Source organism: Bacillus sp. JST-5, from assembly GCF_057747715.1.
In genome coordinates, this window is sequence record NZ_JBYLHW010000077.1 from 1 (window position 1) to 11742 (window position 11742).

At 35.5% G+C, this 11742-nt stretch carries 13 protein-coding genes and 2 pseudogenes; 11 read left to right on the plus strand and 4 right to left on the minus strand.

Features of this window, described 5'->3' with window-relative positions:
* Positions 1–251: 251 nt before the first annotated feature.
* From AC3ASS_RS12330 to AC3ASS_RS12365, 8 genes are all read left to right on the plus strand, one after another.
* Complete coding sequence (locus tag AC3ASS_RS12330) at positions 252–551, plus strand: rhodanese-like domain-containing protein (protein WP_488283827.1); 300 nt, start codon at positions 252–254, stop codon at positions 549–551.
* A gap of 19 nt (positions 552–570) precedes the next feature.
* On the plus strand, positions 571–2265 hold the full coding sequence (locus tag AC3ASS_RS12335; protein ID WP_488283838.1) for an FAD-dependent oxidoreductase: 1695 nt from the start codon (positions 571–573) through the stop codon (positions 2263–2265).
* A 41-nt stretch (positions 2266–2306) separates the two neighbouring features.
* A complete protein-coding gene (locus AC3ASS_RS12340) occupies positions 2307–2567 on the plus strand; it encodes a metal-sensitive transcriptional regulator (RefSeq protein WP_488283828.1) in 261 nt (86 codons plus the stop codon).
* Between the two features lie 23 nt (positions 2568–2590).
* Entirely contained in the window at positions 2591–2950 is a 360-nt protein-coding gene (locus AC3ASS_RS12345; RefSeq protein ID WP_488283829.1) for a rhodanese-like domain-containing protein, read from the plus strand.
* A gap of 22 nt (positions 2951–2972) precedes the next feature.
* The gene (locus tag AC3ASS_RS12350; protein WP_488283830.1) at positions 2973–3209 is read left to right on the plus strand and encodes a glutaredoxin family protein; all 237 of its coding nucleotides are present in this window, start codon (positions 2973–2975) and stop codon (positions 3207–3209) included.
* A gap of 137 nt (positions 3210–3346) precedes the next feature.
* Positions 3347–3859, plus strand: coding sequence for a DNA-deoxyinosine glycosylase (locus AC3ASS_RS12355; protein WP_488283831.1), 513 nt, complete (start codon positions 3347–3349; stop codon positions 3857–3859).
* 114 nt (positions 3860–3973) lie between these two features.
* Complete coding sequence (locus AC3ASS_RS12360; protein ID WP_488283832.1) at positions 3974–4135, plus strand: hypothetical protein; 162 nt, start codon at positions 3974–3976, stop codon at positions 4133–4135.
* Positions 4123–4329, plus strand: a complete 207-nt coding sequence (locus AC3ASS_RS12365) for a transposase (RefSeq protein ID WP_488283833.1) — start codon at positions 4123–4125, stop codon at positions 4327–4329. The genes AC3ASS_RS12360 and AC3ASS_RS12365 overlap by 13 nt, the downstream gene beginning before the upstream one ends.
* A 13-nt stretch (positions 4330–4342) precedes the next feature.
* Here the strand turns inward: AC3ASS_RS12365 and istB are convergent, their stop codons facing one another.
* Both istB and istA read right to left on the minus strand, forming a co-directional pair.
* Positions 4343–5110 (minus strand): IS21-like element helper ATPase IstB, encoded by a 768-nt coding sequence (gene istB, locus AC3ASS_RS12370; RefSeq protein ID WP_488283834.1) that lies wholly within the window; start codon positions 5108–5110, stop codon positions 4343–4345.
* Positions 5103–6635 carry an IS21 family transposase gene (istA, locus tag AC3ASS_RS12375; protein WP_488283839.1) on the minus strand — a complete coding sequence of 511 codons (1533 nt, stop codon included), beginning with the start codon at positions 6633–6635 and terminating at the stop codon, positions 5103–5105. The genes istB and istA overlap by 8 nt, the downstream gene beginning before the upstream one ends.
* A 137-nt stretch (positions 6636–6772) precedes the next feature.
* On the opposite strand from istA, the pseudogene AC3ASS_RS12380 reads away from it, so the two are divergent.
* Positions 6773–7078 (plus strand): annotated as a pseudogene (locus AC3ASS_RS12380) (transposase); the annotation flags it as partial.
* Between the two features lie 75 nt (positions 7079–7153).
* Here AC3ASS_RS12380 and AC3ASS_RS12385 read toward each other — a convergent pair.
* Positions 7154–8830: an SWIM zinc finger family protein gene (locus AC3ASS_RS12385; protein ID WP_488283835.1), complete on the minus strand. Its 1677-nt coding sequence runs from the start codon at positions 8828–8830 to the stop codon at positions 7154–7156.
* Between the two features lie 198 nt (positions 8831–9028).
* Here AC3ASS_RS12385 and AC3ASS_RS12390 point away from each other — a divergent pair, with 198 nt between their 5' ends.
* Positions 9029–9598 (plus strand): histidine phosphatase family protein, encoded by a 570-nt coding sequence (locus AC3ASS_RS12390; protein WP_488283836.1) that lies wholly within the window; start codon positions 9029–9031, stop codon positions 9596–9598.
* A gap of 216 nt (positions 9599–9814) precedes the next feature.
* Here AC3ASS_RS12390 and AC3ASS_RS12395 read toward each other — a convergent pair.
* A pseudogene (locus AC3ASS_RS12395) lies at positions 9815–10729 on the minus strand (ABC transporter substrate-binding protein); the annotation flags it as partial.
* Positions 10730–10984: 255 nt separating this feature from the next.
* On the opposite strand from AC3ASS_RS12395, the gene AC3ASS_RS12400 reads away from it, so the two are divergent.
* Positions 10985–11512 carry a hypothetical protein gene (locus tag AC3ASS_RS12400; RefSeq protein ID WP_488283837.1) on the plus strand — a complete coding sequence of 176 codons (528 nt, stop codon included), beginning with the start codon at positions 10985–10987 and terminating at the stop codon, positions 11510–11512.
* Positions 11513–11742: the final 230 nt, after the last annotated feature.

The window sequence follows — 11742 nt, forward strand, 5'->3', positions numbered from 1 at the left end:
CTTCCTTCAGATTCCGCGTCACCACGGACACCCTTGCGTTAAGCTAACTGCTACTTCTGCCTTCGCAGCTCGGGACTCTCACCCTATAGATTACACCCATGCCGGGCGCACACAAAAAATGGCAGAAAGTCCAAATCAACTTTCTGCCATTTTTTTCTTGAGCAAAGGTATTGACATTATATACCCATAAGGGTATATTTTTAATTAGAAAAATACCCCCAAGGGCATATTAACTGAAAGGAGAATTTTTAATGAAATCAATAACAACTGGAGAATTAGCAGACAAATTAAGGAAAAATGAAAACATCCGAATCATTGATGTACGGGAAGATTATGAAGTCGCTAATGGAAAGATTCCGGGTGCCATCCATATTCCTTTAATGGGACTTCCCGAACACCTTGATCAGTTGAATAAAAATGAACATTATTACTTAGTTTGTCATTCCGGCGCCAGAAGTGCTACCGCATGTACCTATCTCGAGCAAGCTGGCTTCGATGTAACAAATGTCGAAGGCGGCATGATGTCCTGGTTTGGAGAACTCGAATATTAAAAATCCGGAGGTTAATGACATGAAGAAAAAAATTTTAATTGTTGGGGGCGTTGCCGGTGGTGCTTCCGCCGCAGCCCGTTTACGAAGATTGGATGAAAATGCTGAAATCATTATGTTTGAAAAAGGCCCCCATGTTTCCTTTTCAAACTGTGCATTGCCCTACTATTTAAGTGGAATGGTTTCAACAAGTGATAAACTCATTCTTAATAAACCGGAAACTTTTAAAAAGAGATTCAACATCGATGCTCGAGTCAACCAAGAAGTAGTAAAAATTAATCGCGATACAAAAACCGTTTCCGTTAAAAATTTGATCACCGGTGAAACATATGAAGAAACTTATGATAAGCTCATTCTGTCACCTGGGGCAAAACCGATTGTTCCAAAGCTAGAAGGAATCGATAACCCAAATGTCTTTACGATTCGCAATGTGGTTGATATTGAAAATCTCCGTGAATATTTGACGAAAAATAAAGTTCAAGATATTGCAGTCATTGGCGGTGGCTTCATCGGTATCGAAGTAGCTGAAAATTTGAAACTGGCTAATTACAGTGTCACGTTAATCGAATTTGCAGATCAAGTGTTATCGCCGTTCGATTATGATATGGCCCAAATCATTCATAAAGAATTGTATGACCAAGGCGTCACTCTCGTATTGAAGGATGGTCTAGCCAAAGTTGGTGACGGCTTTGTAGAAACCCAATCCGGAAAAACTATCAAAGCTCAAGCCGTAGTTCTGGCGATTGGTGTCCGGCCCGATACGACCTTAGCAGAAGATGCGGGACTTGAAATCGGTGAATTTGGCGGAATCAAAGTAGATGCCAACTATCAAACGAGTGATCCAAATATTTATGCTATCGGGGATGCGATTGAAGTGTACCATCGCCTCACCCATAGCCCGACTCGTTTGGCATTAGCCGGACCGGCACAAAAACAAGCCCGGGCTGCTGCAGATCATATCTACGGTATTCCGAACCGAAATCTCGGCGTAATCGGTTCCTTTTCATTAAAACTTTTTAATTTGAATCTAGCCGCAACAGGCCTAAATGTAAAATCTGCAGAAAAAGCCGGAATTTCCTATGATTACGTCTACATTTTCCCAAACGATAAAGTCGGTATTATGCCGAATAGCCACCCGCTCCATTTTAAGCTCATTTACGAAGTTCCTACAGGAAAAATTTTAGGAGCTCAAGCGCTTGGAAAAGGAAATGTAGATAAACGAATTGATGTAATAGCGGCACTCATTCATATGAACGCTACATTAGAAGACTTGAAAGATTTGGAACTTACCTACTCTCCCCTTCTTGGCACTGCCAAGGATGTTATAAACAACGCAGCATTAGTCGCCTTAAATCAACTTGAAGGTCGATATAAAGAAGTTAAAGTTACTGAAGTCCGCAAACTCGTTCAAGAAAATGCCTTTATCATCGATTCTCGCGAAAGACACGAGTTTAACCGCGGACACTTAATAAATGCCATCAATATTCCGTTAAGTGAATTCCGCGAGCGACTTGACGAAATTCCGAAAGACCGTCCAGTCTACATCCATTGCCGCTCCGGACAGCGTAGTTACAATATGGTGATGGCTCTTAAACATTTAGGTTTTGAAAACGTGTATAACATTGCCGGTTCCTTTAAAGGGATCTGTCTGTACGAATATTTTAATGATGTAACAACGGGCCGGAAAAAAATCGTTACAGAATACAATTTCACCTAGTATTAGACTAACATTTTGCAAGATCTGTAGGAGGTTGAATCATGGAATACGATAAACAGATTACAAACCGCTTGAAAAGAATTGAAGGTCAACTTCGTGGTGTAATAAAAATGATGGATGAACAGAAAGAATGTAGAGATGTGGTCACTCAATTGGCGGCCTGTCGAAATGCCATAGATCGCACCATTGGCTTAATCGTCAGCAAAAACTTGGAACATTGCATTCGTATCAATATTGAACAAGGTAAAGATACCGAAGAACTTGTCAAAGAAGCTATCGATCTACTTGTAAAAAGTCGTTAATTTAGTGTGAAGGAGAAGAACATATGGAAATTTTACAATGGGTGATGATCATTGCGATTGTTGCATTCATCCTCTACCGCTTCCTCCCTGTTCGAGGGGTAGAAAATCTAACAGTCCAAGAGTTAAAGGAAAAATTGCGCGACAAAAATATACAGTTTATTGATGTGAGAACTCCTGGTGAATACCGACTCAATCACATTCGCCAATTTCAAAATATTCCTTTGTTTGATTTGCCTAATAAATCAAGCAAGCTAGACCGTGATAAAGAAGTGGTTGTCATCTGTCAAAGTGGCATGAGAAGCATGAGGGCTTGCAAAATGTTAAAGAAACAAGGATTTTCAAAAATCTATAATGTCCGTGGTGGAATGAATGCTTGGCATTAACAATATGATCAGGAGGAAAACAATGAAAAATAATGTAACGGTTTATGTCACATCAACCTGCCCATTTTGTACAATGGTTAAAATGTTTTTGAAACAAAACAATATACCTTTTAAAGAAGTCAATGTTGAACATGACCCAATTGCCATGCAAAAATTAATTCAAACAACCGGTCAACTTGGTGTTCCTCAAACCGAAGTTAACGGTCATTGGGTCATTGGCTTCAACCCAGGCGCCATCATGGCTGCACTTGAACAATAATACCTCTTAAAAAAGACGACGCAAATGTCGTCTTTTTTTAGAATAGTATTATGAATGAACGTTATTGTTTAAGCTATGGTAAAATTAAAACAATCAATTAAATTGAAAATTATAAATATTTTTTGGTGGTGAGATTAGTGACGAAAGGGTTAAAAATTAACTCTTTCGAACCCGTTATATCCAGTAATTCTCGGGTACTAATTTTAGGAACAATACCCGGTGTAGAATCGCTCTCAAAAGGACAATATTATGCGAACGAAAGAAACCAATTTTGGCATATCATGACTTCAGTTCTTAACATAGAATTTCCTAATGACTACCCAAGAAAAATAAACATATTAAAAAATCATAAAATTGCTCTTTGGGATGTAATTCATGTCTGTGAAAGGGTTGGCAGTCTTGACTCCAACATTAAATATGAAGAACCTAATGATATTGAGAGTCTTCTCAATAATTTTCCTACTATCAAACTAATTGTTTTTAATGGTAGTAAAGCATTCAAAGTATTTAAGAAACATATCGGATTTAAATTGTTTTCTGGGGTTGATTTCGAGAGACTGCCTTCAACAAGTGCAACACCAGGAAAAAATGTAAAAACCTTCGAGGAAAAAGTGGAAGACTGGAGTATTATAAAGAATTACATAAGTTAGTATTCATTTAACTTACTAAAATAAAAACAGCGTGGGCGTCAGTGGACTGATATGCTCCCCTTAAAGTAGACAGTGGTAAAAAATAAAAATCTGTACTTTGGGGGAGTATTTTTTATGTCTAAAAGAGCACGTCCTTTAGAGGAAAAAATGAAGATAGTTAAAGCCTTTAAAAACGGTAATCATACTATTTCTGAATTAGAATTTATTTATCATGTGCGTAATGTAAGGTTTATGAATGGATATATAAATTTGATAAATACGGTGTGGATGGATTAAAAGAATCATCTACTTGGAACAAATATTCAAAAGAACTTAAATTACAGGCTGCTAAGGATTATCTTAGTGGGGAATTTTCCCTTCGGGATGTTACTAGAAAATATGAAATTTCAAGTGATTCCGTCCTTCGTCAGTGGATAAAGAGGTATAATGGTCATAGAGAATTAAAAGTGTATTTCGCAAGTGAAAAGTGAGCCATTTCGCAATTTAAATTTGAGCCACTTTATCCGTACTTGAATTTATCCATTCCTCAGTTTCCCTCATTCTAAATGATGGGCCAACCATATTTATTACATGAGATTTGTGTGTTAAACGATCTGTTAATGCTGCAGTTAAAACTGGATCGTGGAAAATCTCCTGCCATTTTAAAAATGACAGGTTGCTTGTAATTATGGTTGATCTCCTTCCAGCCCGTAATGATAGGTGAGAGAATAGTAATTCTGCACCCTCCTTATCAAATGAGATATAGCCTAATTCATCGAGAATAACTAAGTCATATTTTTCGAATTTTAATTCGAATGATCTTAGTGTTCTCTCAGAACGATGTTCTTTTAGTTGGTTAATTAACGAAGGTACTGTCGCAAAAAACACTCTATATCCAGCTAAGCAGGCTTCCATCCCTAACCCTAGAGCTATATGCGACTTTCCAGTTCCTGGTGATCCAGTAAGAATAACATTTTGACCTTCCTTAATAAAATCTAACGATTTTAAGTGTGGTAGTTTCTGCTGTGCTTGCTCTGGTAAGGCATCCACAACTAATTCTTCTAATAGTTTTTTCTGAGGAAAATTAGCTGCTCTGATTCTATTCTGCTTCGCACGTACTAATCGATCACTTTTCTCTTGTAAAAGCTCTTGTAATAAAACCTCAAAGGCTTGTTTAGGATTATTAAAATTTGTTTCATCCTGAACCATTTTTCGAATACTAGGTAAACGCAATTCCTTACATATCTCAATAATTTGTTGTTTTTTATCCATGATTAGTTACTCCTTCATCTATTTGATTAAACATATTCGCATATGCTCTCATGTTACTTTCTGATTGATTCATAGTTTCATCACGGTTATGCACACTTATTTTTTCAGAATTAGTTTGCTCGCAGATAAATAATATTCTTTCTGTATTTACATATCCAAATCGGATTGAATTTAATTGCTTTACAGCTTGCATAACCCTTTCCAAGTTATTTTTTTCTTTAATGTAAAGGAGTAACTCTATGAATTCTTTCTCTTTTCCTATATAATGATTGTTGTATAATTTTTTAATTTGTGTCGGTGCCTGCTTAAAACTTTGACTTTGAGCTATGGCACCTTTTTTCTTTTGGAATGTTTTTAAATAGTGGTAAATGTTCATTTCCCATTGATGCAATCCCCAATGTCGTGGATGTTCTGCTACTAATTCTCCTTCAATAAATAATTTTATTTTCTCAGCACCTACTTTTACTTTGATATACTTACCTACATGTCCTTCCGGTACAGAATAATGATTTTGTTTAATTACGACCGTACTATACTTATCTACTCGGCATTCAACTAAATCTGCTACGTCAAATGGAGCTATTAGAGGTAGATTTGATTCTGATCTTTCTTTTTCCATTAAGACAATGTGTTTTTCTTTATGTTCGTGATGATACCTTTCATTTATTTTCTCTAATGACTTAGTGAGATGATCTTCAGCCTCTTTTAGACTCGCAAAAGAGTATTGTGATGAAAAAGCCTTTCTTCTAATAAACTCAACACTTCGCTCAACATGTCCTTTTTGATTGCCTTTTCTCGGTTCACATAGACGAATTTTAAATTGATAATAATTTGACAGATTTATCATGCTATCTGTAATGGATCTTTCTGTTCCAACAAACGATTTAACAACTGTCCTCATATTGTCGTAAGTGAATACCGTAGGTATAAAACCAACGTGCTCTATAAATTTTGTATGTACATCTAAAACACAAACTTGTGATTCGGACTGATAAAGCTTTGCGAATCGATAATTACTATGAGCCAACGTAAATACTGCAAGTGAATAACTTTTTATTATCCCTCCTATCTCTAGCTTTACTTCACCCCAATCAAATTCCACTTCATATCCAGGTTCACAATATCTTCTGATAAAAACTTCCTTAGCTTTTGTTGTGACCTCATTAACAAAGTTTCTTACTGTGGTATAACTTATTGAATATCCAGCATCTATCAACTTTTCATGCATATCTATCATCTTCATTTGCTGTTTACGCATATTGTGCTTTCTTTTCCACTCATTATCTTTTATATAGCCTTTTAAAATCGTTTCTATTTCCTCTGTTAACACCCTTTTACTGTTATTAATCCTTTTTTTATATGTAGGAGGTTTTAGAATATCTTCTGCAATCGGGAGATTGCGAGTATCCTTATGTCTACTAGCCTCATATTCTTTTATATATTTACTTACAGTATTTCGGGACTTTTTTGTCCTCCTTGCAATTTCCCTTTGACTTATCCCCCCAAATATAATTTTATTATTGATTACTTCAGCTTCAGATTGATCACTCCAGTTTTCCCCCTAAATATTCATTAGGGTTATTATTTTCCTATAGAGTGGCTCAGTTTTTAATTGCTATGGTGGCTCACTTTTAAGTTACCATATACACTACCAATCAATTGACTGAGTCTAAGCCACTAATACACAGTGACCGTGGGTATCAATATACTTCACCTGGTTTTAAACGAAGGGTCGATAAGGCAGAAATGACTCACAGTATGTCACGAGTAGGAAAATGTATTGATAACGGACCAATGGAATCATTTTGGGGAACTCTCAAATGTGAAGAATATTATTTACATAAGTATGAGACTTTCGAAGAACTATCAAAAGCTATTAATGAATACATTTACTTTTACAACAATGAAAGATATCAAAAAAGATTAAACGGCCTTAGCCCTATTGAATATAGAGCTAAAGCCGTATAGATTATTTTTATTATTTCCACTGTCTACTTGACAGGGGGCAGTTCAATTTCGCTATCCCCACGCTTTCTTATTCTCTTATATTTTACTTAATTCATCCAAAAATGCGGGTCTTCGGTGATATGTTTCTTTAAGTTTATGAATTAGTTCCTGAGCAATCTCACGTCCAAAAATATTTAAATACTTTCGTATAATATAGCACACTGCTCGATAATTTGAACGGTTCGATCCCTCACTTGCTCGATTTTCAATATGTTTTCGGTAAATTTTTTCTACCTCATCGTAATAATCATTTAATAAATATTTGTAATACCATTCAATCAGATGCTCTTTTTCTTGACAGTATTGTAGTAATTTTTCGTAAAGTTTTTCCTCTAATAAAATGTCCAAGTAGGTAGATTCTCCATACGGATCATTTTCAAAATGAGCCAAAATCTTTACTAAAATACTTGACCACTCATCCGGTTGATAGAGATTTTTTAATTTTCCATAATAGGAAAAATCATCATCATATAATAATTGTAAGGTCACTTCACGCTGATTTTCTATATCTCCAAGGGCTACATAAGCTTGAAGTTTAAATTTTTTCCAAATAGACAAATCACGATGCTTTAGTTCTTTTTTCTCTGCATCCTCACATAATGCTATTACCTTCTCGTACTCTCGATTATCCAAATGAAACAACACGGCTTTTTCCCGGAATTCTGCCGTATTAATATATTTGTAAATAAATTGGAGGGTCTTTTCTTCAGGATCCCAAAGCTCCATGATTTTTAATTGGATAAGTCGCAATTCAGTTTTTCCATAATCATCATAGAATGAATATTTACTCGATTGTTTCGAAAGATTTAATTCAAGATAATCTTCTAGTTTTGTACGTAATATGTCATTGTCACAAAAATAAGTCAAGCTTTCCAAAAGACTGTGTCGCCAATCGACCATATCGTCATAACGACGATGTTTTGCTTCTTTAAAAATCGCATCAAACACTTTTTTCCTCATAGTTTCATTAAAGATTGCCATACCTGCTGAGACCGCTTCATTGATAATATCTAAACACTCGTCGATAACGATCCCCGCTTCCCCACCGGAATCATCACTGTAGTCCAACATATCGACTACAAAAGACAAAACAGTTAAAGCCAAATAAATCGCTCGATCAGCTTCACCATTTTCCATTTTACTTCGGGCCTTATCTAAAGTAACTTCTGCTCCATAAAGTGCGTCACTCACCCGATTCCAATCAATAAATCCGCGTCTTTTTGCTCGATTGATCGATTCGCGAATGAATTTTTTACTATTGGCGATTTCATCTTCTTCGGAGGAAAATTGGAATAAAAGCTTCTTTTCTAAATGGGGATATTCGTTTGTAAAATCAAGAATGATACGGACAAGTTGTTCTTTGGACAATTCGTTTAAGATATCCTTTAATTCTTTTTTCTTCTTTTTTTGGGCTGGTATTTTCTGTGGTTGTTTTTTTTCGTCTTCAATAATATCTCTCACGGCATAAAATGTTGCTGCTACATGTTTACAAAACTCTCCCCAGTCATAGGGACAATCACAAGAAGTAAATAAAATGGTACCGTCCTCTTCTAGCTGGATTCGTACTGTATAATCATCTGAACCTACTACATTAGCTTCGAAAATTCCTTCTTCTTTCTCTGTTATTTTTTCAACATGTCCATCACAAAAGTAATCCCAACCGCGTTCTAAAATGACGACATCAAGAAACTCTTCAAAATTTGATATGTTCATGTTTCGAACTCCTTCACTTTATGCTTTTATAACAAGACTTCAGCTCTTTAACTTTTCTTGAAATATAGGAAAGGTTAATTTAAATCTATCAAAACTAACCACTCAATAAAACAGTTTTCTGATAAATTTTGATAGGAAACCTCCTTTCAGTATTGAATAATAATTATAGTGTGTAAACTCATTTTATAGGAGGCCAAAATGACAACGAATCTGTATTTTGTAAGACATGCCCATTCAACCTATACACCAGATGAATTAGGTCGACCATTATCGGAAAAAGGCATACAAGATGCCCGTATTGTAACCGAACTACTAATAAAGGAAAACATCGATTATGTTTATTCCAGCCCCTATAAACGGGCCCTTCAAACCGTTGAAGGGATTGCTAAACATATCAATCAGGAAATTGTCATTGTGGACGATTTTAAAGAAAGAAGATTAGCTGAGGGATCAGTAGAAGATTTTTCAATGGCCATTACAAAGGTATGGAAAGATTATGACTTTGCCTGGCCTGGCGGGGAATCAAGCCGAATGGCTCAAAAACGAGGGGTCAAGGCAACACTTCAGTTGTTAGAAAAACTTCCTGGAAAAAACATTGTCATCGGCACCCATGGTAATTTGATGGTATTGATTATGAATTGCTTTGATTCGAAATACGATTTTGAATTTTGGAAGGAACTTAAAATGCCGGATATTTACAGACTATCTATTAATGGTACGGAATTGGTGAATGTACAAAGAATTTTTAAAGATGCAAACGAAGATTAGTAGAAAATAGAGAATTATACTCTAAAAAGAAGAAAAATCTCCAAGAAACCGGTTTGGAATTTTACGGATATTCTTTTGAAAATAGATGTTGAATTATTTAAACCCCTTTTAATTACTATTGTTGAGAGGAAAAAGTTCGATGCCCGATCCCTTCGATTGTATGACTGATTTAATTTTCGTTGAATCAAAAGATAACTGGTTTTTATTTGCCTAAGGAATAGGTTTCATATGATCGCCAAGGGTAGCGTCTTTCCGTAATGGACGGTTGGTTAGCTCTTGCCCAAGGGCATCTTGAACCTCTTTGGATGTTACAAAATCAACGAATTTCTTCGCATTCTCCAAATTCTTTGCACCTTTAATAATCTCGACTCCCGCATCCAAAAATACAGTTCCTTCTTCCATGTAAACAACTTTTACATTAGCACCATCCATGACATAGCTAGCTGCAGGATCTTCATAGGTAAGACCTACGACATACTCACCATCAGCTACGGCTTTATGAACGGCACCAGAACCGCTGGCAACTTTTCCTTCCATATTAATTATCAATTGCTCTACATATTCCCATGCCTCTTCGGACTCATAGCCACCCATAGCAAGCAACATGTTTGTCAAGTGGGCAAATGCAGAACTAGAACTTAGAGGATCAGCACCAATGATTTTTCCTTTTAAGGCAGGATTTAATAAATCTTTATATCCATTAATTCAATGTCTCCTGCCAAATCCATATTCACTAACAAGACACTTCCATCAGCGACATACGGTGTCAAAAATCCGCCGACATTTTTATGTCCATCCAACATGTACTCATCATTGGCGGACACATAGGGCTCAAAAGTCTGGATAATTTAATACTTGTGCCTTACTTCCGCCGAATAAAATGTCTGCATAAGGATTATCTTTTTCTGACTCAAGACGTTTAATTAATTCACCAGTACCTGCAGAAATCAATTCGACTTTAATGCCCGTTTCTTTTTCAAACATCGGAATAATGAGGTTAATCATATCTTCACTGTTTGGAGAATAAACGACGAGTTTATTACTTTCATCACCGCTTTCTTCTTTACCCCCACAAGCAGCTAAAGATAAAATCAGCCCTAAAACTAGAAAAATGCTTAATAACTTTTTCAAAATGACCACCTCTTCATCAAGAGTATTTGTTGACACTATCATTATTACAAACTAATAAAGCGCTTACAATTGCACTATTAAAAACCTTTGTGCAAAATACGAAAGTTTGTGCATTTTTCACAATATCACTAAAGAAAAGCTGTTGATTTCATGAACGCTCAAAAACAATTTCTTGCAAACTTTTTATAATTTTGAGATAATTTTTATATTAAACATATCATTCCGATTTCTGGAATTTTAGGCGGTGGATAATTTATGAAAACAAGGATTGGAATTATTATTTCCTTACTTTTTATTGGTGTAATAGGTTTTGTAATTTGGTATTCGCTCCCAAAGAAAATTGATCAAACCTTTAACGGCTATTTGTTCGGTACAGGGGAAAAAGACGAGATTAATGAAGAGGTTACGATAACAGTAAAGGGAGAGATGTATAAAAAGTTGTTTGGACAGGACCGTTTTAAAGGGACGATTGATATTCAGGGGGATATTCCTGAAAATCTCGTATTGAATGAAGAAGATGTTGTGATCTCTTTTATTGATAATAGTGGTATTCTTTCAACGTTCAATTTTAAAAGGCATTACGGCCAACTTTTTATTAATTCGAACTTTAATAAATTAGCAATTATTGTATTTGATGAGGTTGAACGTAGAAAAGACGGTGCTTCATATAGTTGGGACCCAGAAAATGGACTTGGAATTGCCGCACCTGCAACAAATCGAATTGAAGCACTTGAGATTTCAAACGAAATAATCAATATCTTAAAAAAGCCACTAGAATATTAGCACAACATAGATTTAAATTTTGTCTGATCCTTCTTTCAACTTTGCCATGGTTATCTATTTAGTAACCATGCTTTTTTATTATTAAAAAAGATTGAAAAAAGAAAAAAATCGTGGTATTGTTTTTAACAATATATTTTTTCACAATAATGATGAAGTCCTGCGGTAATATGTCAAGCACCAAAATCAAAGGAATTGGAAATTCTAAACCGCAAAAGTTCTAAAAAAGGCAA

What these genes read in the sequence shown, in the direction of transcription:
- AC3ASS_RS12330 (WP_488283827.1), top strand. Translation starts at nt 252, where the DNA reads ATGAAATCAATAACAACTGGAGAATTAGCAGACAAATTAAGGAAAAAT.
- AC3ASS_RS12335 (WP_488283838.1), top strand. Translation starts at nt 571, where the DNA reads ATGAAGAAAAAAATTTTAATTGTTGGGGGCGTTGCCGGTGGTGCTTCC.
- AC3ASS_RS12340 (WP_488283828.1), top strand. Translation starts at nt 2,307, where the DNA reads ATGGAATACGATAAACAGATTACAAACCGCTTGAAAAGAATTGAAGGT.
- AC3ASS_RS12345 (WP_488283829.1), top strand. Translation starts at nt 2,591, where the DNA reads ATGGAAATTTTACAATGGGTGATGATCATTGCGATTGTTGCATTCATC.
- AC3ASS_RS12350 (WP_488283830.1), top strand. Translation starts at nt 2,973, where the DNA reads ATGAAAAATAATGTAACGGTTTATGTCACATCAACCTGCCCATTTTGT.
- AC3ASS_RS12360 (WP_488283832.1), top strand. Translation starts at nt 3,974, where the DNA reads ATGTCTAAAAGAGCACGTCCTTTAGAGGAAAAAATGAAGATAGTTAAA.
- istB (WP_488283834.1), bottom strand. Translation starts at nt 5,110, where the DNA reads ATGGATAAAAAACAACAAATTATTGAGATATGTAAGGAATTGCGTTTA.
- AC3ASS_RS12385 (WP_488283835.1), bottom strand. Translation starts at nt 8,830, where the DNA reads ATGAACATATCAAATTTTGAAGAGTTTCTTGATGTCGTCATTTTAGAA.
- AC3ASS_RS12390 (WP_488283836.1), top strand. Translation starts at nt 9,029, where the DNA reads ATGACAACGAATCTGTATTTTGTAAGACATGCCCATTCAACCTATACA.
- AC3ASS_RS12400 (WP_488283837.1), top strand. Translation starts at nt 10,985, where the DNA reads ATGAAAACAAGGATTGGAATTATTATTTCCTTACTTTTTATTGGTGTA.